Source organism: Pseudescherichia vulneris NBRC 102420 (genome assembly GCF_000759795.1).
Lineage (GTDB): Bacteria > Pseudomonadota > Gammaproteobacteria > Enterobacterales > Enterobacteriaceae > Pseudescherichia > Pseudescherichia vulneris.
Genome location: NZ_BBMZ01000021.1, coordinates 84,124 through 104,796 on the forward strand (window position 1 = coordinate 84,124; position 20,673 = coordinate 104,796).

Consider the following 20,673-nt stretch of genomic DNA (forward strand, 5'->3'; position numbering starts at 1 on the left):
ACTATAAGCTCGATGGACTCTGGCCATCGCGCACTGAACACCCCCGTTAATATGGGATGTAAAAAAAGAGGTATATGTGTCGACTGCAAACAACAAACCAACTGAGAGCGTCAGCCTGAACGCTTTCAAACAGCCCAAGGCGTTTTACCTGATCTTCTCCATTGAGCTGTGGGAGCGTTTCGGTTTCTACGGCCTGCAAGGGATCATGGCGGTGTACCTGGTGAAACAGCTGGGTATGTCAGAATCCGACTCAATTACGCTGTTCTCCTCCTTCAGCGCCCTGGTATACGGCCTGGTGGCCATCGGCGGCTGGCTGGGTGATAAGATCCTCGGTACCAAACGCGTTATCCTGCTGGGCGCGATTGTGCTGGCGATCGGCTATGCGCTGGTGGCCTGGTCCGGCCATGATGCGGCCGTTGTCTATATGGGTATGGCGACCATTGCGGTAGGTAACGGCCTGTTCAAGGCGAACCCCTCTTCGCTGCTCTCTACCTGCTACGCGAAAGACGATCCGCGTCTTGATGGCGCTTTCACCATGTACTATATGTCCATCAACATCGGCTCATTCTTCTCCATGCTGGCGACGCCGTGGCTGGCAGCGAAGTTTGGCTGGAGCGTGGCCTTCTCGCTGAGCGTGGTCGGGATGCTGATCACCGTCGTAAACTTTTTATTCTGTAAGCGTTGGGTAAAACAGTACGGATCGAAGCCGGACTTTGAACCGCTGCGCGTCGGTAGCCTGCTGGCCACTATCGCTGGGGTTGTCGTCCTGATCGCCGCTGCCACCTGGCTGCTGCACAACCAGGGTATCGCCCGTATGGTACTGGCGGTCGTGGCGCTGGGTATCGTGATTATCTTTGCCAAAGAGACCTTCTCAATGCACGGCGCGGCGCGTCGTAAGATGATCGTGGCCTTCATTCTGATGCTGCAGGCGATTGTGTTCTTCGTCCTCTACAGCCAGATGCCGACCTCGCTGAACTTCTTTGCCATCCGCAACGTTGAGCACTCTATTCTGGGTATCGCCTTCGAGCCGGAGCAGTATCAGGCCCTGAACCCGTTCTGGATCATCATTGGTAGCCCGATTCTGGCCGCTATCTATACCAAGATGGGCGACACGCTGCCGATGCCGTTTAAGTTTGCCTTCGGGATGGTGCTCTGCTCAGCCGCGTTCCTGATCCTGCCGCTGGGCGCTAAATTTGCCAGCGACGCCGGGATCGTCTCCGTGAGCTGGCTGATCGCGAGCTACGCCTTCCAGAGCATCGGTGAACTGATGATCTCCGGCCTTGGTCTGGCAATGGTGGCCCAGCTGGTTCCACAGCGTCTGATGGGCTTTATCATGGGTAGCTGGTTCCTGACCACCGCAGGGGCAAACCTGATCGCGGGCTACGTGGCTAACATGATGGCTATCCCGGAAAACGTGACCGATCCGCTGATGTCGCTGGACGTCTATGGCCGCGTGTTCCTGCAGATTGGTATGGTGACCGCCGTTATTGCGGTGCTGATGCTGCTCGCCGCGTCGAAGCTGAACCGTATGACGCAGATGGATGAGAAAGACTTAGCCGAGTCTGAAGCAGCCTCCGCGTAACGGTACTGGGAAACGCAAGCCAACAAAAAAACCGCTGAGAAATCAGCGGCTTTTTTTGTTTAAGCTGCAACGCCGGGCGGCACGTTGTTTGCCCGGCCTACATTTAAGCCCGGTTATACTTCTACAGCGCGGAACAGATGTTCGGGGCGGGCGATGCGATCCTGGGCAGCCACCACCTGCAGCTCATACTCCCCCATCTCTTTGGTGGTGAGCATGATTTCATACACCGCCGCCGTCACGTGCTCCAGCGCATCGCGCAGGGATGTCCCCTGAAGGAGTTTAACCAGCAGCAGACCGCTGGTGACGTCGCCCACGCCGACCGGCTGACGCATACCGAAATCCACCAGCGGACGGCTAATGTGCCAGGCTTCGCGCTGCGTAACCAACAGCATCTCAAAGCTCTCCATACTTTTAGCAGCACGCGCCAGGTGCTTAACGAGGACAATCTCCGGCCCCTGCGCAATCAGCTCGCGGGCGGCGGAAACGGCCTCGCTGATGCTGTTAACCGGGTGGCCGCAGAGCATTTCCAGCTCAATCAGGTTTGGGGCAATGATATCGCTGGCAGGCAGAGCATAGCGCGCGTGAAACTCCGCGACGCCGGGCGCAACGATGCATCCCTTCTCCGGGTGGCCCATCACCGGATCGCAAAAGTATTTCGCCTGCGGATTGGCGGCTTTAACCTGGCGCACAATGCCAAGAATATGCTCGCCCTGCTCGGCAGAGCCGAGGTAGCCGGTTAACACCGCGTCGCAGGTCTTCAGCTTGTCGATATCGGCAATGCCCTGCACGATCTCGGTCAGATGTGCGGGCGGCATTACGCAGCCGGTCCACTTGCCGTATTGAGTGTGGTTAGAGAACTGAACCGTATTCAGCGGCCAGACGTTGGCACCAAGGCGGCGCATCGGGAACTCAGCGGCGCTGTTACCGGCATGACCAAAGACGACGTGAGACTGGATGGCGAGGATATTCTTCATTTTCTTACCCGGACATAAAAATAAGGGAGTGATTTCTCACTCCCTGTGCTTAGTGCATTACTTCCAGCAGATCAGACAGTAATTTTTCTTACCACGACGCAGCAGCGTATAGCGACCAAACAGACGATCGCTGTCGGTAAAGGTGTATTCCGCGTCGGACTGTTTTTCACCATTGATGGTGACGGCGTTAGAGGCGATGGTCTTGCGTGCCTGACCACGAGACGGCTGAAGATCGGAATCTACCAGCGCCTGCATCAGATCCGCGCCCTTCTCCATTTCAACCATTGGGACGCCGTCCTGGGCCAGCTGCTCGAAGTCAGCTTCGCTCAGATCGCTCAGGGTACCGTTGAACAGGCTGGCGGTGATGCGTTTCGCCGCTTCCAGTCCCTCTTCGCCGTGTACCAGACGGGTCACCTGCTCGGCCAGCACATACTGGGCGCGCGGTGCTTTACCGCTGTTCTTGTCTTCCTCTTCCAGGGCGTTGATCTCCGCGATATCCATAAAGGTAAAGAACTTCAGGAAGCGGTAGACGTCGGCATCGGCGGTGTTGATCCAGAACTGGTAGAACTTATACGGGCTGGTTTTCTTCGGATCGAGCCAGACCGCGCCACCCTCGGTTTTACCAAACTTGGTGCCGTCGGCTTTGGTGATCAGCGGAACGGTCAGGCCGAAGACCTGGTTCTGATGCAGACGGCGGGTCAGGTCGATACCGGAGGTGATGTTACCCCACTGATCGGAGCCACCAATCTGCAGCGCCACGCCGTGCAGCTCGTTCAGGCAGGCAAAATCGTAGCCCTGCAGCAGGTTATAGGAGAACTCGGTAAAAGAGATGCCCTGATCGTCACGGTTAAGACGCTGCTTTACCGCCTCTTTGTTGATCATCTGGTTGACAGAGAAGTGCTTCCCGATATCGCGCAGGAAGGTCAGCACGTTCATGCCGCCAAACCAGTCGTAGTTGTTTGCCGCAATGGCGGAGTTGTCACCGCAGTCAAAGTCGAGGAAAGGCGCAACCTGTTTGCGGATCTTATCTACCCACTCCTGGACAGTGTCTTCCGTGTTAAGTTTACGCTCGGCGGCTTTGAAGCTCGGATCGCCAATCAGGCCCGTTGCGCCACCCACCAGCGCCACAGGCTTGTGGCCTGCCTGCTGGAAGCGTTTCAGGCATAACAATGGAACCAGATGCCCCAAATGCAAGCTGTCGGCGGTGGGATCGAAGCCGCAATAGAGCGCGATCGGGCCTTGCGCCAGTCGCTCTGCTAACGCATTTTCGTCCGTCACCTGGGCCACGAGGCCCCGCTCTTGCAATTGTTTAATCAAGTTACCGCTTGCCATCAAATTCTCCATGTATCTAACGCTGCACCTCTGCCGGTACACGACTTTTCGCTCGTTACGAAAGAGGGATAGAATAAAGCGCTGGAACCCGGAGTACCAGCGCTTAAATCAACATTTTTCAGCCATTAAGGCGCGAGACGATCGATTTTCCAGCCGCTATTTTCACGCTGGTATAAAAAACGATCGTGAAGGCGGTGTTGCCCCCCCTGCCAGAACTCCATCTGCTCGATGCTGACGCGGAATCCACCCCAAAAGCTCGGCAATGGCACTTCGCCCTGCTGAAACTTCTGCTTAAGCTCAAGGAACTTGCTTTCAAGGACGCCACGGGCGGAGATGCGGCTGGACTGCTGCGAGACCCATGCGCCGATCTGGCTGTCGCGTGGGCGGCTGTGGAAATACTTCACCACTTCCAGCGTCGAAAGACGCTCTGCTTTGCCAATGACCATCACCTGGCGCTCCAGCATGTGCCAGGGAAACAGCAGGCTGAGCTGCGGGTTATTTTCAATATGATGCGCCTTGCGGCTACCGAGGTTGGTATAGAACACCAGCCCCTTTTCATCATAGTGTTTGAGCAGAACGATACGCTGATAAGGCTGGCCTTTCTCATCCACCGTCGCCACGACCATCGCCGTGGGATCGGCAAGACGGGCCTCGCAGGCCTGGGCGAGCCAGCGTTCAAAGAGGTCTAGCGGTTGAGCAGGAAGATCGGCGCGGCGCAGGCCGCCTTTGATGTACTCGCGGCGCAGGTGCGCAATGTGCTGCAGATCGCTGTTATTTGCATCGTGGTTGTCTGACATGGCGTTCGCTACGTGAATGTTCAGGTGGCGCTATTGTGCGCCGCCTGGGTAAAAATCTCAACGCTGCGGGGTTTGTAGCTGGCAGTTATTCAAGATAATGCGATCGTGCTTGTAAACCGTGGCGTTATCCCCTTTAGACCAGAAGACGTAGATCCCGTCGGTATAGCGCGCGCCAGAGGCGGAAAGACCCTGCTGTAACGTTAGCGGCGTATCTTCTAGCGTGAAGCTGACCTCTTGACGCGTCTGGTTGAGCTTAACCGTCAGCGGTTTTTCATCATCGCACTGATAGGCCAGCGTGTCGGTGTGCATACGCTCCATAAACTGGTTATAGGTCGTACATCCGGCAAGCATCACGGGTAATAAAGCAATCAATAATCTTTTCATGATCCGTCCTAAAACATATCCCGGGGCAGATCGTATCACGGCTCTGCCCCTGTTTTGTTTCAGTCTAACGTCTCGTTACAAAACAGAATTTAGGTTATGTCTGATTATGTCGTGGATTCGCGGGAAAGATAGCCCCGAGCACGCTGGGCTGCGAGGCTCCCGTCACGGAGGGGAGATTGCCGGGCAGACCGGCAATGGTGCGCCACGCCAGCCAGGCGAAGGCCAGCGCTTCCATATCGTCCCCGCTGATGCCCGCCTCATCGGTGGTGCCGACCTCAATGCCCGGCAGCAGGCTGGCGAGCCGCGCCATCACCAGCGGATTTCGTCCCCCGCCGCCGCAAATCATCAGACGCTCGCAGCCGCCGCTCAACAGCACCTGCTCAGCAATGCTGACCGCCGTCAGCTCTGCCAGGGTCGCCTGCACATCGCTGCCTGAGAGTCCGGGGAAATGGGCGAGCTGACGCTCCAGCCAGCCGTAGTTAAAGTACTCCCGTCCGGTGCTTTTCGGTGCGGGGCGGGCAAACCACGGATCGCTAAGCATCTGCTGCAGCAGCGGCCGGATAACGTTACCGGCTTTTGCCCACCGGGCGTCCTTATCGTAGGGCTGGCCCTTCTGCCGCCAGATCCACGCGTCCATCAGCATATTGCCCGGACCGGTGTCGTAGCCTCTGACCGGCTGGCCAGGAAAGAGCAGAGAGAGGTTGGCAATGCCGCCAATGTTGAGCACCATGCGCCGCTCTACCGGATGCGCCAGCAGCGCCTGATGGAACGCAGGCACCAGCGGTGCGCCCTGCCCGCCGAGGGCGATATCCCGGCGGCGGAAATCGCCTACCACCGTAATGCCCGTGCGGGCGACGATCTGGTTGTTGTCGCCAATCTGTAGCGTATGCGGCGCATCGCCCAAGGGCTCATGCCAGACAGTTTGGCCGTGGCAGCCGATGGCGACAATCTCCTGCGGTCGCAGGTTCTCCTGCTTTAGCAGCGCCAGCACGGCATCGGCAAACAGTTTGCCCAGCCGGCTGTCCAGCTGCCCCAGCTGAGAGAGGGTCAGCTGCTGGCCCTGGCAGATAGCGAGAATGGCCTCTTTCAGCGACACGGGAATAGGCCAGCTCAGGCTTGCCTGCTGCGCCACCATGCGATCGTCAATTGCCGCGAGGACAACATCTACCCCATCCAGGCTGGTGCCTGACATGACGCCAATATAGCGACCCGATTTCATATGCCGTCCTTATCTGTCTGCGTGGCTTTAGTTCACTACACCACCTTAAAGCGGTTGCCCAGGATATGTGTAGTGCTATTTTGTTTTTTCAGTCCGAATTTGTACCGGTTAGGTTGTCCATTTTTGGCTTGTTTAAGTAAAGTTAAGCTCTGCAACCGTACTATTTTCGCATTGTTTTGGCGGAAGGTGTGACCTGTTATCTTTAAATGCCATATAATTTAAAGATGACGGATGCTCGTCCGAGCGTTTTAGGTGAACAGGAGATTCATAGATGATTTTACGTACACTGGCAGTTTCCCTGATTGGTTTCACTCTGGCGGGCTGTGCGAATGACAGCACCCTTTCAGGCGACGTTTACAGCGCATCCGAAGCTAAACAGGTGCAAAATGTCACTTACGGAACCATTGTCAACGTGCGTCAGGTGCAGATTCAGGGCGGCGATGACAATAACGTGATTGGTGCGCTGGGCGGTGCGGTACTGGGTGGTTTCCTTGGTAACACCGTGGGCGGTGGCGCGGGCCGATCGCTGGCTACTGCCGCAGGTGCCGTAGCAGGTGGCGTGGCCGGTCAGGGCGTACAGGGCGCGGTGAATAAAAGCCAGGGTGTAGAGCTGGAGATCCGCAAAGACGACGGCAATACCATTATGGTGGTGCAGAAACAGGGTAATACCCGCTTCGCGGCTGGTCAGCGTGTGGTTATGGCCAGCAACGGCAGCCAGGTCACCGTCTCTCCACGCTAAGTCTTCTTACAGGGGCCGCTACAGCGGCCCTTTTTCTTGCTATCCAAAACGTCCCGCCATAAAAAAAGCCCTGCTTTCGCAAGGCCCTTGTCAGCGTCAGTCACGCGATTGTAATTCAATAATATTATGCTCAAGGCGACCCACCAGGCTGATGAGCTGCTCCAGCTCGCTGGCAGAGATACCCGCGAGGATCTCCCCCCGGGTTTTGTTGATGACGGACTCCATCTCATCAATGATCGGAGCGGCCTTCTCGGTGAGCTTGATACGTTTTGCACGCCGATCGCTGGCACAGGTTTGACGGGAGATAAGCCCCTTCTCTTCCAGCTGATCCAGCGTACGCACCAGCGACGGCTGTTCAATGCCGATCGCTTTTGCCAGTTGAATTTGCGACTGTTCGGGCGGCAACTGATGAATATTATGCAGCGTTACCCAGTGAGTCTGCGTCAATTCCAGAGGTTTTAGGCGATGGTCAATCAGTGCACGCCAGATACGTACTAAACGTGCTAGATCAGAACCCAATGGCGATTCCAATTTCATCTCCTTATAATTAGCTTGCTAAGTTATTATGCTGATTTTAGAATAGTGTGCAATATTTATATTTTCAAAACAAACGTATTGCCGGTTTTCCTTATAGCTGACGCGATCAGCTTAGAGCAGAAAAGGAGTGCGTTGCCGAGGTTTTTGCTAAACCTATAAACAATGATAGTTAATGCAAAGGATTACGATTTGTGACGCTTACGCTTAATGCAACAGGATTGCCCTTACAGGATCTGGTGATCGGCGCATCTCTCTATTTCCCCCCATTTTTCAAGGCGTTCGCCTGCGGATTCATTATCTGGCTTGTGGCGCATCGTCTGTTGCGCGACTGGATCTATTCGGGGGAAATATGGCATCCCCTGCTGATGGATCTGTCGATCTTTACCCTTTGCGTCTGCCTAAGTTTCGTATTTCTGGTTGCGTGGTGAGTATGTCGCTAAAAACAATTAAATATTTTTCAACCATTGCGATCGCCGTCGTCGCGGTGCTGGCAGGATGGTGGTTGTGGAACTACTACATGCAGTCCCCATGGACTCGCGACGGCAAAGTTCGCGCGGAGCAGGTGAGCATTACGCCCCAGGTTTCCGGCAGCATTACCCAGCTCACGATTAAAGATAATCAGTTCGTCAACGCTGGCGATCTGCTGCTGAGTATAGATAGAACGCCTTTTAACATAGCGGTACTTAATGCGCAAGCCGAGCTGGCTAAAGCGCGATCGGACCTCGCAAAAGCCACTAACGAAGCCAAGCGCCGCCAGCATTTGTCGCGCAACTATATCTCCGCGGAGGATATGGATACCGCGAATCTGAATGTAAAAGCGGCTCAGGCCACCGTTGAGGCAGCCGAGGCGGCGTTAAAAAACGCACAGTGGCAGCTTGCGCAGACTGACGTTCGCGCCCCGGTGGCAGGCTGGGTAACCAATCTTTCAACCCGTACAGGGGACTACGCCACCACAGGCCAGCCGTTGTTCGCCCTCGTCGACAGCCACTCTTTTTATGTAATGGGTTATTTTGAAGAGACAAAGCTGCGCCATATTCGTGAAGGTGCACCGGCCGTTATTACGCTATACAGCGGTAACGTAAAGTTACAGGGTCACGTCTCCAGCATTGGTCGCGCCATCTACGATCAAAGCGTAGAGAGCGATTCGGGCCTGGTACCCGACATTAAGCCCAATGTTCCCTGGGTACGCCTGGCGCAGCGCGTGCCGGTGCGAATAGCGTTCGACTCGCTTCCTCGGGATGTCACGCTAATTTCCGGTACGACCTGCAGCGTTGCGATTGGTCAGCGCTAATGAATGTTTCGTCGTTGGGATGGCGTAATACGCCCTGGTTTAAGGCGACAGCCGGGCAATGGCGATATGCATTACGTAACGCCATTGCCATGTGCCTTGCCCTAACGCTTGCCTACTGCTTTAACCTGGATGAGCCCTACTGGGCAATGACCTCCGCTGCCGTGGTGAGCTTTCCAACGGTGGGCGGCGTCATCAGCAAGAGTCTTGGCCGTATTGCCGGCAGCCTGCTGGGCGCTACGGCGGCGTTGATCATTGCAGGTCATACCTTAAATGAGCCGTGGCTCTTCTTAGTCAGCATGGCGGCCTGGCTCGGCCTGTGTACCTGGGCCTGCGCCTACTTTACCAATAACGTCGCTTATGCTTTTCAACTGTCGGGCTATACCGCCGCCATTATTGCCTTCCCGACCGTTAATCTCATTGATACCGTCCAGCTGTGGGATATTGCTCAAGCCCGCGTTTGTGAGGTCGTGCTCGGTATACTTTGCGGCGGAGTGATGATGATGATCCTGCCCAGCACCTCGGATGGCACCACCCTGCTCACCGCGTTGAAAAACATGCATGCACGCTTGCTGGAACACGCCAGTCTGCTCTGGCAGCCTGAAACCAACGATGCCATACGGTCCGCGCATGAAGGGGTCATCAACCAGATCCTGACGATGAATCTGCTACGCATTCAGGCGTTCTGGAGTCATTACCGCTTTCGTCGCCAGAATGCCCTGCTCAACGCGCTGCTGCACCACCAGCTGCGGCTGACCAGCGTTATCTCCAGCCTTCGGCGCCTGCTGCTGAACTGGCCCAACCCGCCTGCGCAAGCCCGTGAGATCATAGAACAGCTGCTCTCTGCGCTGGCCAGTCCCGGTACGGACGCTTATCACATCGCACGCATTATCGCCCCGCTACGTCCCTACGATGATAGCGACTATCACCACTTCGCCTTCTGGCAACGGCTACGCTATTTCTGCGCGCTCTATCTGCAAAGTAGTCGCTGGCTGCGCGCACTGGAAAACGGCGCGCCCGTCTCGTTGCAAACCGCCAGTCGTCGCTCAGGCCTGGCGCGTCATACCGATAGTATGGAAGCCTTATGGAGCGGTACGCGGACCTTCTGCACATTAATGATGGTGGGTGCATGGAGTATTGGCACCCAGTGGGAGTCCGGTGCGAGTGCGCTATCGCTGGCGGCGATAAGCTGCGTGCTCTACTCCATCGTCGCTACCCCGTTTAAATCGCTCACCTTACTGATGCGTACCCTCGTGCTGCTCTCATTGTTCAGCTTTGTGGTGAAGTTTGGCCTGATGGTGCAAATAACCGACCTCTGGCAATTTTTGCTGTTTCTTTTTCCCCTGCTGACTACCATGCAGTTACTAAAGCTGCAAATGACGAAGCTGGCGGGGTTGTGGGGGCAGCTGATTGTTTTTATGGGATCGTTTATCGCCGTGACCAACCCGCCCGTATATGACTTTGCCGATTTTCTTAATGATAACTCGGCAAAAATTGTCGGGGTGGCGCTTTCGTGGCTGGCGTTCGCTATTCTGCGCCCCGGCTCGGACGCCCGTAAAAGCCGCCGCCGCATACGTGCTCTGCGCCGTGACTTCGTCGATCAGCTCAGCCAGCGCCCATCGTATAGCGAATATGAGTTTGAATCGCTGGCCTATCATCACATTAGCCAGCTGAGTAATAGTCAGGATGCGCTCGCGCGCCGCTGGCTATTACGTTGGGGAGTGGTACTGCTCAACTGCTCGCATGTGGTCTGGCAGCTTCGTGAGTGGGAAACCCGCTCCGATCCCCTTTCCCGGGTCAGAGACATTTGCATAGCTCATTTACGCAACGTGATGAGCGAGCGGGGAGTCAACCAACGTCAATTGGCCAATACGTTGCAGCAGCTACAGCGTATCTGCGACACCTTATCGCATCACCATCAGCCCGCCGCCCGCGAGCTGGCGGCGCTTGTTTGGCGGCTACAGATCTCACTGTCGCAGCTTGTACAAGCGCCACCGCCGGGGATGCTAACGTAATGAATTAATAACAGTTAGTGAATCACGCCACAGGCGTAGCGTGCTCCACCGCCGCCTAACGGCTCTGGTTTGTCGGCGTAGTTGTCGCCCCCGACGTGGATCATCAGGGATCTGTTTTTCACCTCATCCAGCTTTTTCAGACGCGGAGAAACCACGGGCTGGGTGGCTTTGCCGTCGTTATTGACCTGAAGCACCGGCAGATCCCCCGTATGGCCTGCGCCCTCTGGCCCTTCATGTTTGCCCGTGGTGTGCGGATCGAGGTGCCCACCGGCTGCTTCAGCCGCCGAGGCTTTGCCGTCCTTCATGGCAGGCTCACAGGTTCCCTTAGCGTGAACATGAAAACCGTGATCGCCAGGGGGAAGCGCTTTCAGATCGGGCGCAAATTCCAGCCCCTTATCCGTTTCAGTGATCTTCACCGTCCCGATGGACTGACCCACGCCCTGAGAAGTGACAAGGTTCATTTCAACCTCTTCACTGGCAGCCTGCGCACCGGTGCAGGCTAACAGTGTTAATACGGCCAGGCTTAATCGCTTCATATGATCTCCGGTTATTGGCTGTTATCCCTGAAGTTTAAACCAGAGATGCAGATACCACCGGAGAATCAGATAATCAGCTATCAGGGTACGTCGTACCCAAGCGCGGCTTTGCGGATGCGGAACCATTGTTGGCGGGAAAGCGTGAGCGCTTCAGCGGCAATGGCCGCACGCACGCGCTCGATTTTGCCGGAGCCGATAATCGGCAGCGGCTTCGACGGCAGCGCCATCACCCAGGCATAAACCACCTGTTCAATGGTTTCAGCACTGATCTCCTGAGCAACCTGAGCCAGCTCGTCGCGCAGTGGCTGGAAAGCCTCATCGCTAAACAACCGCCCACCGCCGAGGCAGGACCATGCCATCGGGCGAATGCGCAGCTGCTGAAGCTGGTCGAGCGTGCCGTCAAGCAGCAGCGGCTGATGCACCGGGGAGATCTCAACCTGATTAGTCGCGAGGGTGAACGGCAGACGCGACTGCAACAGCGCAAACTGTGCTGGCGTAAAGTTAGAGACGCCGAAGTGGCGCACCTTACCGCTCTGGTGGAGCTGAAGAAACGCCTCGGCAATGTCGTCGGCATCCATCAGCGGATCGGGACGGTGGATAAGGAGCAGATCGAGGCGATCGGTCGCCAGGTTCGCCAGAGAGTGCTCGGCGCTGCGAATAATGTGCTGTTTATCGGTGATGTAGTGGCCGATAACGTGCTCTGGACGCGCGGTTGTGGCAATGCCGCACTTAGAGACCACTTCCATACGCTCACGCAGGTGGGGAGCCAGCTTAAGCGCTTCGCCAAAGGCGGCCTCGCACTGATAGCCGCCGTAGATATCGGCGTGATCGACCGTGGTGACGCCCAGATCCAGATGCGCTTCAATAAAGCTGACCAGCTGGCGGGGGGACATGTTCCACTCCATCAGACGCCAGTAGCCCATGACAAATCGGGAGAACTCTGGCCCCTGGGGCGCGAGGGTAATACGCTGAACCATAACCGCTTCCTTTCTTTGTAAAGAGATAGGCACAGAGTATACGGAAATCGGCCCTTAAAACAGTGAGGGCTGCTGCGGTTCTTCGCCTGCCGGTTGGCTACCCGCACGCTTTTTACGCAGGGCTCGCTGATGGCAGAGACGTAAAACGTTCTGCTTTTCGCTATCGCTCATGCGCTGCCAGTTAAAGCGCTCATCCCGGCTGCGCAGGCAGCCCCGGCAGTAGCCCTGCTCATCGGTCTGACAAATTCCCCGGCATGGGCTTACAATGGGGAAAAACTCCAGCTGTTCCGGCACGTCCTTCCTCCTGTTAACGATCGATAACAACTATTGAAGACGCCCCCGGGCCAGAAAGCAACCCTTGCATTAGACCGAATGGTCTATTAGAGTGATCTTATGAACAGAGATACCGAACACGATACCCGTGAACACCTACTGGCAACCGGCGAGCAGCTCTGCATGCATCGCGGGTTCACCGGCATGGGTCTCAGCGAGCTATTAAAAACGGCAGAAGTGCCGAAGGGCTCGTTTTATCACTATTTTCGCTCGAAAGAGGCGTTCGGCGTGGCCATGCTTGAGCGTCACTATGTCGGCTACCACCAGCGGCTGGCGCACCACTTTGCTCACGGCAGCGGTAACTACCGCGATCGGCTGATCGCCTATTTCCAGCAGACGCTGAATCAGTTCTCGCAGAAGGGCATTATTAGCGGCTGCCTGACGGTGAAGCTTTCGGCTGAGGTGTGCGATCTCTCTGAGGATATGCGCAGCGCCATGGACAGAGGCGCAAGTCGCGTCATCGCGCTGCTGGCCGAGGCGCTGGAGAACGGACGTCGTTCCCGCTGCCTGGCGTTTGAAGGCGATGCCCTGACCCAAGGGCAGGTGCTCTATGCCCTGTGGCTGGGTGCCAATTTGCAGGCTAAGATTTCCCGCAGTGCCCTACCGCTGGAGAGTGCGGTGGCACATGCTAAAACAATACTTATCACGCCTGAGTAATACAGGCGTTTTATTTGACCTTTAACTAGTCGACCGGTCTATTCAGGAGATGTTATGTCGAACAAACTGTTTACCCCGCTGAAAGTGGGTGCGATTACTGCGGCGAACCGCGTTTTTATGGCACCGCTGACGCGTCTGCGCAGCATTGAGCCAGGCGATATCCCTACTCCGCTGATGGGTGAATACTACCGTCAGCGCGCCAGCGCCGGGTTAATCATCAGCGAGGCAACGCAGATCTCTGCCCAGGCGAAAGGCTATGCCGGTGCCCCTGGCCTGCACAGCCCTGAGCAGGTAGCGGCATGGAAAAAGATCACCGACGGCGTTCACGCTGAAAATGGCCACATGGCCGTGCAGCTCTGGCATACCGGCCGTATCTCCCACGCCAGCATCCAGCCGGGCGGCAACGCGCCGGTGGCCCCGTCGGCCATTAACGCCGGGACCCGCACCTCGCTGCGTGACGAAAACGGTAACGCTATTCGCGTCGATACCTCTACGCCGCGCGCGCTGGATATCAGCGAGATCCCGGGTATCGTTGACGACTTCCGCCATGCCGTTGCTAACGCACGCGAAGCTGGATTTGACCTGGTCGAGTTGCACTCCGCCCACGGCTACCTCCTGCACCAGTTCCTCTCTCCGTCTGCCAACCACCGTACCGACGAATACGGCGGCAGCGTTGAGAACCGCGCCCGCCTGGTGCTGGAAGTGGTCGACGCCGTAAGCAAAGAGTGGAGCGCGGAGCGTATCGGCATCCGTCTCTCCCCGATCGGTACGTTCCAGAACACTGACAATGGCGATAACGAAGAGGCCGATGCGCTCTACCTGATCGAAGAGTTAGCTAAGCGCGGCATTGCCTACCTGCACCTCTCCGAGCCGGACTGGGCCGGTGGCCAGCCTTACACCGATGCGTTCCGTGAAAAAGTGCGTGCCCGTTTCCACGGCCCTATCGTTGGTGCCGGTGCTTACACGCCTGAAAAAGCAGAAAACCTGATTGCCAAAGGGTTGATCGATGCAGTGGCCTTTGGTCGCGACTACATCGCTAACCCGGATCTGGTCGAGCGCCTGCAGCGTAAAGCCGAGCTGAACCCGCAGCGTCCGGAGAGCTTCTACGGCGGCGACGCTGAAGGCTATACCGACTACCCGACGCTGTAACGGGTTCTGTCACTGGCATTGATAGCGGCAGGGATCCGCCGCTATACTAAAATAGACTTTATGACTTAAATGCCTGAGCAAAAAAACGAAAGAGGATATTATGCGCTTACTTCACACCATGCTGCGCGTTGGCGACCTGCAACGTTCCATTGAGTTCTACACCAAGGTTCTGGGCATGCAGCTGCTGCGCACCAGCGAAAACACCGAGTATAAGTACTCGCTGGCCTTCGTTGGCTACGGCCCGGAGAGCGATGAAGCGGTGATTGAGCTGACCTACAACTGGGGCGTGGATAGCTACGATCTGGGCAACGCCTATGGTCATATCGCCCTGAGCGTGGATAACGCAGCCGAAGCCTGCGAGCGCATTCGTCAGAACGGCGGCAACGTGACGCGCGAAGCCGGTCCAGTTAAGGGCGGCACCACCGTTATCGCATTTGTTGAAGATCCAGACGGTTATAAAATCGAGCTGATCGAAGAGAAAGACGCGGGCCGCGGCCTGGGTAACTGATCCCTGCGGGCGCACTCTGCGCCCGTTGTTTTATCTGCGCTATGCAATCCCCACTTAAGGTACACTCCCTACTTAAAGTTTGCCATAATGCGCGCTGCTTTTTCCTGTATTAAGAGATCCTATGTCCGATAACGCACAGCTCACCGGTCTTTGCGACCGTTTCCGTGGTTTTTACCCTGTCGTGATTGATGTTGAAACCGCCGGGTTTAATGCCAAAACCGATGCGCTACTGGACATTGCCGCCATAACGCTAAAGATGGATAGCGACGGCTGGCTGATGCCGGACAGCACCCTGCACTTCCAGGTTGCGCCCTTTGAAGGTGCCAACCTTGTCCCCGAGGCATTGGCGTTCAACGGTATCGATCCTAACGATCCGCTACGCGAGGCGGTCAGCGAATACGATGCGTTGCACGCCATCTTCAAAATGGTGCGCAAGGGAATTAAAGATTCCGGCTGCAATCGCGCCATTATGGTGGCGCATAACGCTACCTTCGATCACGGCTTTTTGATGGCGGCAGCAGAGCGCGCCGCGCTCAAGCGCAACCCGTTTCACCCCTTTGTAACCTTCGATACCGCTGCCTTAAGCGGGCTGGCGCTGGGTCAAACCGTTTTGTCAAAAGCCTGTACGGCCGCTGGCCTGTCGTTTGACAGTACCCAGGCGCACTCCGCGCTGTACGATACCGAACAGACCGCCCTGCTGTTTTGCGAGATCGTCAACCGCTGGAAACGGCTCGGCGGCTGGCCGCTGCCGATGGTTGCTGACGAGGCGTAACGCCGCGCGTTAGGGCGAAATAGTCGGTAATAAGCTGCTGTAAGTGCTGCCTGGCCTGACGTTTTTGCGCCTCCGGGATCGTTTCAGGCGTTTGCTGCTCCGACATCAGACGGAGCTGCTCCTCTACCGGCACCGTCTTGTTAAAGGCCAGCGTGGCGGCAAACACCTGTGATTTCAACTCGCTGACGGTAAGGTATTTTCCCTTTTGACCATCAAGGGCATTGAGCCGCTCACTCAGGTTTTGCAGCGTGAGCATCCCCTGATGCCATCCCGTAAGCGACGCATCCGGCGTCCTGCTCAGCGCCCGATCGTCCGGCAGCGCAGAGAGCGCATCCGGACGGGCCAGGGAGTACCATCCCGCAAAGCCAACGGCACTCAGCACAAAGGCAGTCAGCATCCCGCTCAGGAAAGCACCGGCACGTTTTTCTGTAGGTACTATTGCGTGGATCGTCTCAACGTTTGCGCCCTGCGCCGGCGGGATGGCATATACCCGCTGAGGCTCGGAAGCATTCTCTACGTGCATCAACGCATGGCGTACCTGTTGCAGCAGAGGCGCTATCTGGCTTACCTGTTGCAACGCCTGTCGGGCCAGAGTGTCGCTCAGGGTATCCAGCGTCGACTCCAGCTGCCGTAGCTGGGGGTAATCCTCAGCGTTCAGAGTAAAGGTGCGAAACACCTTATGCAGCCGCTGAAACAGCCCGCAGAGAATGTCCGCACGCGGGTGATTGCCCTGAGGCCAGACCTGAGCCCACCGATGGCCCAGCATTGCCGCAATGATATTCACGCCTTCGTGCATGCCTGCCACCCGCGCCAGATGGCTGCGCGCCAGGGTATACCAGGCCGCTGTCTGCAACTCAACGCCATTTTTTTCAAACAGGGAGAGGGAGAGCTGCCCTACCCGCTTCCAGTCAATATCCGGCCTGGCCGGATGCGTCAGCTTGCTCATTTCATTGCGCAACGCAATGAAGTCAGGGAACGGACGCGGATCGTCGCCCGTCCTGAGATGTCGGGGTTCTATGTGTTTCATGATCGATGTATCCGTGAATTGACAGACAGGGATTTTCTAACTGACTTGTGTTTTAACTGACATAGTTCTGTTGCTTCAGGTGGCGGATCAGCACCCGCCCTTCCGGCATAAACTCGGTGCCATAGCGCACAAGTCCGACACCTCTGAGTTCGGCATCAATGGCATAACGCAGCTCGCCGGGGATCGTCTGGTCCAGCAGGACGACCTCAATCTTCTTCAGCCGGGGCTCATAGTTAAGCAATACGGCTGACAGGGTTCCCATCAGCTGATGTGCGGTTCCCGGCATCCCCTGCAGGATTTTGGTCATATCCGGCAGACCGTAGTCCGGCAGGTGCGCCAGCGTCCCGGCGCGACAGTTCAGAATACGCTGCATGTTGTCCAGCACTGACAGGATCGTCTGGTTCTGCTCACTGACCTGGTTCAGGTCGAGGTCGCCGGTGAAATTGCCGTAGAATATTTCGTAGAGTGAGGGGGCGCTATGGCGTGCCGACATAGTCAATCATCCTTCAACGGTTGCAGGATCAGCCGGTTCTGCTCGGCTTCAATCACGCGGGGCCTGTCTGGATCGAGCTCGTCGCGAGACAACACCCGTTTCCAGCTATTTTTCGCCATCTCCGGTGCGCGGAACAGCGCCACCACGGCGACAAACTGCGCCTTGTCATCCAACGGCATATCCAGGCTGACATCCTCCCCTGGCTTCACCACCAGACTGCGGCTGGCAAGCAGATCCGCGCCCGGCGCCTCATCGCCCTGCGTCAGCAGCTGCTGGTAGACGGTTTTATCAAAGATCTTACGGTCCTTAAGCTGGTAGACCCGCACCATCAGCGGTTCCGACAGGGAGGTATTCTCCTGGCCGTCGGTATTCAATGCCTGGCGGGCGGTGATGTCCAGATGCAGGGTTTTCACCTGCTTATAAAAAACAGACTTCACTACGGACGCCGTGCCGTCGCTGACGCTCTGCGTCAGGCCGCACCCCGCCAGCAACGGTGGCAGCAGCAGCAAAGAGAGTCGTTTAATCAACAGAGTACGCAACACGTCGGTTTCCTTGTGATGTAACGGCGGGTGACATACCACGGTAGTTCCCCGCCTCGATGGTGAAGGTGGCAGGCAGATCCGGCGGGACGTCATCGCCCTCCATGCCCAGAACGCCGGTCATGCCGAGGACAAAGGGCGTCTCGCCCAGCACCGGGGCGGGCAGCAACTGCGTGGGAACGGTCAGCTGGATAAGCGCCCTATAGCGCCAGCCGAGGTAGACCCGCAGCAGCACCAGAAAATCGTCATAGGTCTGCCCCGCCGGCAGCCAGCTCTGCGCCTCCGCGTGGTCTTCGGTATACAGGGCAATCAGCAGTTGGCTGCCAATCTCTGTCGTTTCATCGCCAAGCACCGTATATCCGTCGAGCTGGAAATCGTCATCGCCGTAAAAACCCAGCGGACGATCGATGTAAACCGGGCGCGGAGAGTGCGGCGTGACGGTCACCTGCGTGCGAGGAGCCAGCAGCCGCACCAGCGCCTGAATCCCCTCTTCGGTACGACCCGGCAGTCGCATCACGCCAAGGAGCGCCAGAAAACGCGATACTGGGGTGGCGATATGGTTATCCGTGCCGGGAATGCCCAGGCCAATCAGCCCCAGCAGACTCTGGGAGGTGCGGTCCCTGCCCCCGGCCTCAAAGGTTGCCGGGTAGGAATACTTGCGCCAGATACGGTAAAACTGCGTCAGAATGCGGTGGTTAAAGATATCGAGAAACGCTTCCTGCGCCTCATGCCCCTCCCGCCGCTGCGCAATGTCATCCAGCCAGGCGGTGGGCAGCGGCGAATCCACGCCGTACAGCCCCATAAAGGTCGTGCGCACCGTCGGCGGCGCGTCAGGGTTATCCTCATCATATTCCACTGCCTTTAGCTCGCTGACCGGGAAGCCCATCCCCGGATGCGGGCGAAAGCGCACCGGGTCGTCCGCCGGGCTCAGCGTGATACCGAGCGCGGGTGCCTCAGGGCGCGATTTCTCCAGCAGCTGACAGAAACGGTAGAAGTTGATGCGGTGGATATCCCGCTCAAGCCTAAGGCTTAACCGGGAATGCGGCGGTTGTGGTTCTCCTGCCATTCAAGACGTTCTCCGGTAGGTTGCAGTATCAGGATCAAACGGTTAAAGAGGTGGATATCGGTGTACAGGGCAAAGAAGCGGTTGAGCATCTCACCAAACAGGCAAATATCGCCGTGTCCAGCAAAACCGTTGCTGTCCAGGGTCACCTCTATCTGTACGCCCCGCATAAAGTGCCCCTGTTCAAATCGCTCAACCTCGCCGTGTTTAACATCGACAATGGCCGCCAGACGGCGGCGATTCATCTCGTTATCCGTCCAGTCATACAGCGCCAGCGCGCCGCGCAGAACATCGGCGTTATCCATCATCCACAGAAAGCTGCTGCCCAAATGGCTGAGCACCCGCCAGTGAAAGCGGTCCCGATCCGGCGGGTAACACGGCAGCGTGGGCGCACAGAGATTGCGCACCTGGATACGCGAGGTGGTGGACTTGACCACCGTATCCAGCAGCGTACTTTGCAACGCCCGACGCGGTAGCTGGCCGTTCGTTCCGGTCAGACTGAGGGAGAGTTTTTCGTCCTCCGGTACGGTGTGGTTATCGAACGCCTCCCCACCGAGGATCAGCCAGGTATCGTGCAGCCCGGAAGCACCGCGCTTCACTCGCGTGTGGTAATAGTATTCCGGCGCGTCGTGGCGCAGCATGCCCCCTTTATGGCGAAAGCTGGTGAACGGCACATACAGCTGGTGTCCGGAGTGGCGCGAGGAGGTGACGGAATCTACAGAGTAAATTTCCGTATGCCCGTCCTGAATGCGCATCGGACGCAGCAGGTACTCGGTCTGGAGCATGTCCAGCTGCAGCGGGTCAGATTCGAGCGGGAAGAGGTTAATCACCGGGGCGCAGTGCAGCCGGATCTGCTTCGCTGAAAAGGAAAACTCGTGGGGCCACGCTTGATCCAGCACCAGATCGATTTCAAACCAGGGGAGGTTCTCCGGAAAGACGACGTTTTCCAGCCCGCGCAGTGCCACAGACATAAACTTCTCGCGGAAGGTGAAATACTCCAGCAGTAGTTGGTAGCTGCTAAAGCCACCACTTTCCGGCAGCAGCGCCTCGTCCTTGCCAAAGCCGCAGACGGCAAAATGGGCGTCCAGCGGCCTGCGGTCGATATCGCCGGGAAAGCGGATACCCACTTTCGCTACATTGAGCGTGAACGCTTCGTGCAGCGCACAGGCCAGCGCGGCGTCGGCATTCAGGTACAGCGGGAGGCGGCTTAAATCAATAGTGCGCCAGTCTGCCAGCGGTCCGCACTCAAAACGCAGGCGGATCAGCGAACGCCCGTCCGGCTCGGTGGTGATACCTGCATGAGAAAGCGACAGCGGCAACAGGGTCAGCGGCTGGGTGGTGGTATAGCGGCAGCGGGTTCGCTTTTCACCGATGGGCTGCGAGCGCACCTCAAACCCCTTGGCCACAGTGACCGGCTCCTTCATCTCCCGCCAGTCGGTAGAAAACTCTACGATGGAGAGGGAGGGAATGGTGCGCAGATAGTGCGGCCAGATCATGCTGACCAGCCCGCCAGTCAGCTCCGGCAGGTCGTCGTCCAGCTTTTCGCGCAGCCGCCCCATCAGGAAGGCAAAACCTTCGAACAGCCGTTCCACATAGGGATCGCGGGCACCCGCTTTGTCGAGGTTTAACGCTGCGGCTCGGTCAGGATGGGCGCGGGCAAACTCCTCACCCGCTTCGCGCAGATAGCGCATTTCAGCGTCAAAATAACGCAGGGTTAAGTCGTCCATTGCATATCTCAGATATCAGGATGTG

General features: G+C 57.2%; 23 protein-coding genes. 9 read left to right on the forward strand and 14 right to left on the reverse strand.

The genetic code is table 11. From position 1 onward, the window contains the following. Positions 1 to 76 precede the first annotated feature (76 nt). The gene (gene dtpA, locus EV102420_RS16295; RefSeq protein WP_042393762.1) at positions 77 to 1,582 is read left to right on the forward strand and encodes a dipeptide/tripeptide permease DtpA; all 1,506 of its coding nucleotides are present in this window, start codon (positions 77 to 79) and stop codon (positions 1,580 to 1,582) included. 113 nt (positions 1,583 to 1,695) lie between these two features. Here the strand turns inward: dtpA and pdxY are convergent, their stop codons facing one another. The 5 genes from pdxY to anmK all read right to left on the reverse strand — a co-directional run bounded on the left by pdxY (position 1,696) and on the right by anmK (position 6,288). Beyond that, a complete protein-coding gene (gene pdxY / locus EV102420_RS16300; RefSeq protein ID WP_042393764.1) occupies positions 1,696 to 2,556 on the reverse strand; it encodes a pyridoxal kinase PdxY in 861 nt (286 codons plus the stop codon). Positions 2,557 to 2,613: 57 nt separating this feature from the next. Beyond that, positions 2,614 to 3,888, reverse strand: coding sequence for a tyrosine--tRNA ligase (gene tyrS / locus EV102420_RS16305; RefSeq protein ID WP_042393767.1), 1,275 nt, complete (start codon positions 3,886 to 3,888; stop codon positions 2,614 to 2,616). A gap of 125 nt (positions 3,889 to 4,013) precedes the next feature. Next, complete coding sequence (gene pdxH, locus EV102420_RS16310; RefSeq protein ID WP_042393769.1) at positions 4,014 to 4,685, reverse strand: pyridoxamine 5'-phosphate oxidase; 672 nt, start codon at positions 4,683 to 4,685, stop codon at positions 4,014 to 4,016. Between the two features lie 57 nt (positions 4,686 to 4,742). Beyond that, a complete protein-coding gene (gene mliC, locus EV102420_RS16315) occupies positions 4,743 to 5,069 on the reverse strand; it encodes a C-type lysozyme inhibitor (protein ID WP_042393772.1) in 327 nt (108 codons plus the stop codon). A gap of 94 nt (positions 5,070 to 5,163) precedes the next feature. Continuing rightward, positions 5,164 to 6,288 carry an anhydro-N-acetylmuramic acid kinase gene (anmK, locus tag EV102420_RS16320; protein ID WP_042393779.1) on the reverse strand — a complete coding sequence of 375 codons (1,125 nt, stop codon included), beginning with the start codon at positions 6,286 to 6,288 and terminating at the stop codon, positions 5,164 to 5,166. Positions 6,289 to 6,559: 271 nt separating this feature from the next. On the opposite strand from anmK, the gene slyB reads away from it, so the two are divergent. Then, positions 6,560 to 7,027, forward strand: coding sequence for an outer membrane lipoprotein SlyB (slyB, locus tag EV102420_RS16325; protein WP_042393782.1), 468 nt, complete (start codon positions 6,560 to 6,562; stop codon positions 7,025 to 7,027). 96 nt (positions 7,028 to 7,123) lie between these two features. Here the strand turns inward: slyB and slyA are convergent, their stop codons facing one another. Then, positions 7,124 to 7,564 carry a transcriptional regulator SlyA gene (slyA, locus tag EV102420_RS16330; protein ID WP_042393785.1) on the reverse strand — a complete coding sequence of 147 codons (441 nt, stop codon included), beginning with the start codon at positions 7,562 to 7,564 and terminating at the stop codon, positions 7,124 to 7,126. Positions 7,565 to 7,755: 191 nt separating this feature from the next. On the opposite strand from slyA, the gene EV102420_RS16335 reads away from it, so the two are divergent. Genes EV102420_RS16335 through EV102420_RS16345 form a run of 3 tightly spaced genes read left to right on the forward strand, consistent with a single transcriptional unit; the run spans position 7,756 to position 10,867 of the window. Further along, entirely contained in the window at positions 7,756 to 7,992 is a 237-nt protein-coding gene (locus tag EV102420_RS16335; protein ID WP_042393786.1) for a DUF1656 domain-containing protein, read from the forward strand. Positions 7,993 to 7,994: 2 nt separating this feature from the next. After that, a complete protein-coding gene (locus EV102420_RS16340; protein ID WP_042393789.1) occupies positions 7,995 to 8,855 on the forward strand; it encodes an efflux RND transporter periplasmic adaptor subunit in 861 nt (286 codons plus the stop codon). Beyond that, positions 8,855 to 10,867, forward strand: a complete 2,013-nt coding sequence (locus tag EV102420_RS16345; protein WP_042393799.1) for an FUSC family protein — start codon at positions 8,855 to 8,857, stop codon at positions 10,865 to 10,867. Before EV102420_RS16340 ends, EV102420_RS16345 begins: the two co-directional genes overlap by 1 nt. A gap of 14 nt (positions 10,868 to 10,881) precedes the next feature. Here EV102420_RS16345 and sodC read toward each other — a convergent pair whose 3' ends face one another. The 3 genes from sodC to EV102420_RS16360 form a co-directional block, all read right to left on the reverse strand. Beyond that, the gene (sodC, locus tag EV102420_RS16350) at positions 10,882 to 11,403 is read right to left on the reverse strand and encodes a superoxide dismutase [Cu-Zn] SodC (RefSeq protein ID WP_042393801.1); all 522 of its coding nucleotides are present in this window, start codon (positions 11,401 to 11,403) and stop codon (positions 10,882 to 10,884) included. Between the two features lie 80 nt (positions 11,404 to 11,483). Then, on the reverse strand, positions 11,484 to 12,380 hold the full coding sequence (locus tag EV102420_RS16355; protein WP_042393802.1) for an aldo/keto reductase: 897 nt from the start codon (positions 12,378 to 12,380) through the stop codon (positions 11,484 to 11,486). Positions 12,381 to 12,434: 54 nt separating this feature from the next. After that, positions 12,435 to 12,674: a DUF1289 domain-containing protein gene (locus tag EV102420_RS16360; RefSeq protein ID WP_042393803.1), complete on the reverse strand. Its 240-nt coding sequence runs from the start codon at positions 12,672 to 12,674 to the stop codon at positions 12,435 to 12,437. A gap of 99 nt (positions 12,675 to 12,773) precedes the next feature. Here EV102420_RS16360 and EV102420_RS16365 point away from each other — a divergent pair, with 99 nt between their 5' ends. From EV102420_RS16365 to rnt, 4 genes are all read left to right on the forward strand, one after another. Continuing rightward, positions 12,774 to 13,370, forward strand: a complete 597-nt coding sequence (locus tag EV102420_RS16365) for a TetR/AcrR family transcriptional regulator (protein WP_042393804.1) — start codon at positions 12,774 to 12,776, stop codon at positions 13,368 to 13,370. A 54-nt stretch (positions 13,371 to 13,424) separates the two neighbouring features. After that, a complete protein-coding gene (locus EV102420_RS16370) occupies positions 13,425 to 14,519 on the forward strand; it encodes an alkene reductase (RefSeq protein ID WP_042393807.1) in 1,095 nt (364 codons plus the stop codon). Between the two features lie 100 nt (positions 14,520 to 14,619). Then, positions 14,620 to 15,027: a lactoylglutathione lyase gene (gene gloA / locus EV102420_RS16375; protein ID WP_042393810.1), complete on the forward strand. Its 408-nt coding sequence runs from the start codon at positions 14,620 to 14,622 to the stop codon at positions 15,025 to 15,027. Between the two features lie 121 nt (positions 15,028 to 15,148). Then, a complete protein-coding gene (gene rnt / locus EV102420_RS16380) occupies positions 15,149 to 15,799 on the forward strand; it encodes a ribonuclease T (RefSeq protein WP_042393813.1) in 651 nt (216 codons plus the stop codon). Here the strand turns inward: rnt and EV102420_RS16385 are convergent. From EV102420_RS16385 to tssF, 5 genes are read right to left on the reverse strand one after another with little or no spacing between them, the layout of a single operon-like run. Continuing rightward, the gene (locus tag EV102420_RS16385; protein ID WP_072015287.1) at positions 15,741 to 16,826 is read right to left on the reverse strand and encodes a VasL domain-containing protein; all 1,086 of its coding nucleotides are present in this window, start codon (positions 16,824 to 16,826) and stop codon (positions 15,741 to 15,743) included. The genes rnt and EV102420_RS16385 overlap by 59 nt on opposite strands. 52 nt (positions 16,827 to 16,878) lie before the next feature. Beyond that, positions 16,879 to 17,319 (reverse strand): type VI secretion system baseplate subunit TssE, encoded by a 441-nt coding sequence (tssE, locus tag EV102420_RS16390; RefSeq protein ID WP_042393821.1) that lies wholly within the window; start codon positions 17,317 to 17,319, stop codon positions 16,879 to 16,881. Between the two features lie 2 nt (positions 17,320 to 17,321). After that, complete coding sequence (tssJ, locus tag EV102420_RS16395; RefSeq protein WP_042393823.1) at positions 17,322 to 17,861, reverse strand: type VI secretion system lipoprotein TssJ; 540 nt, start codon at positions 17,859 to 17,861, stop codon at positions 17,322 to 17,324. Next, on the reverse strand, positions 17,839 to 18,924 hold the full coding sequence (gene tssG / locus EV102420_RS16400; protein ID WP_042393824.1) for a type VI secretion system baseplate subunit TssG: 1,086 nt from the start codon (positions 18,922 to 18,924) through the stop codon (positions 17,839 to 17,841). The genes tssJ and tssG overlap by 23 nt, the downstream gene beginning before the upstream one ends. Further along, positions 18,888 to 20,648, reverse strand: a complete 1,761-nt coding sequence (gene tssF, locus EV102420_RS16405) for a type VI secretion system baseplate subunit TssF (RefSeq protein ID WP_042393826.1) — start codon at positions 20,646 to 20,648, stop codon at positions 18,888 to 18,890. The genes tssG and tssF overlap by 37 nt, the downstream gene beginning before the upstream one ends. Positions 20,649 to 20,673 lie beyond the last annotated feature (25 nt).

Bases quoted from the DNA above. Each gene is read 5' to 3' on its own strand.
- slyA (WP_042393785.1), bottom strand. From the start codon at position 7,564: ATGAAATTGGAATCGCCATTGGGTTCTGATCTAGCACGTTTAGTACGT.
- pdxH (WP_042393769.1), bottom strand. From the start codon at position 4,685: ATGTCAGACAACCACGATGCAAATAACAGCGATCTGCAGCACATTGCG.
- EV102420_RS16365 (WP_042393804.1), top strand. From the start codon at position 12,774: ATGAACAGAGATACCGAACACGATACCCGTGAACACCTACTGGCAACC.
- sodC (WP_042393801.1), bottom strand. From the start codon at position 11,403: ATGAAGCGATTAAGCCTGGCCGTATTAACACTGTTAGCCTGCACCGGT.
- anmK (WP_042393779.1), bottom strand. From the start codon at position 6,288: ATGAAATCGGGTCGCTATATTGGCGTCATGTCAGGCACCAGCCTGGAT.
- tssF (WP_042393826.1), bottom strand. From the start codon at position 20,648: ATGGACGACTTAACCCTGCGTTATTTTGACGCTGAAATGCGCTATCTG.
- EV102420_RS16340 (WP_042393789.1), top strand. From the start codon at position 7,995: ATGTCGCTAAAAACAATTAAATATTTTTCAACCATTGCGATCGCCGTC.
- tssG (WP_042393824.1), bottom strand. From the start codon at position 18,924: ATGGCAGGAGAACCACAACCGCCGCATTCCCGGTTAAGCCTTAGGCTT.
- tyrS (WP_042393767.1), bottom strand. From the start codon at position 3,888: ATGGCAAGCGGTAACTTGATTAAACAATTGCAAGAGCGGGGCCTCGTG.
- EV102420_RS16355 (WP_042393802.1), bottom strand. From the start codon at position 12,380: ATGGTTCAGCGTATTACCCTCGCGCCCCAGGGGCCAGAGTTCTCCCGA.
- slyB (WP_042393782.1), top strand. From the start codon at position 6,560: ATGATTTTACGTACACTGGCAGTTTCCCTGATTGGTTTCACTCTGGCG.
- EV102420_RS16370 (WP_042393807.1), top strand. From the start codon at position 13,425: ATGTCGAACAAACTGTTTACCCCGCTGAAAGTGGGTGCGATTACTGCG.
- gloA (WP_042393810.1), top strand. From the start codon at position 14,620: ATGCGCTTACTTCACACCATGCTGCGCGTTGGCGACCTGCAACGTTCC.
- tssE (WP_042393821.1), bottom strand. From the start codon at position 17,319: ATGTCGGCACGCCATAGCGCCCCCTCACTCTACGAAATATTCTACGGC.
- mliC (WP_042393772.1), bottom strand. From the start codon at position 5,069: ATGAAAAGATTATTGATTGCTTTATTACCCGTGATGCTTGCCGGATGT.
- EV102420_RS16345 (WP_042393799.1), top strand. From the start codon at position 8,855: ATGAATGTTTCGTCGTTGGGATGGCGTAATACGCCCTGGTTTAAGGCG.
- rnt (WP_042393813.1), top strand. From the start codon at position 15,149: ATGTCCGATAACGCACAGCTCACCGGTCTTTGCGACCGTTTCCGTGGT.
- EV102420_RS16385 (WP_072015287.1), bottom strand. From the start codon at position 16,826: ATGAAACACATAGAACCCCGACATCTCAGGACGGGCGACGATCCGCGT.
- pdxY (WP_042393764.1), bottom strand. From the start codon at position 2,556: ATGAAGAATATCCTCGCCATCCAGTCTCACGTCGTCTTTGGTCATGCC.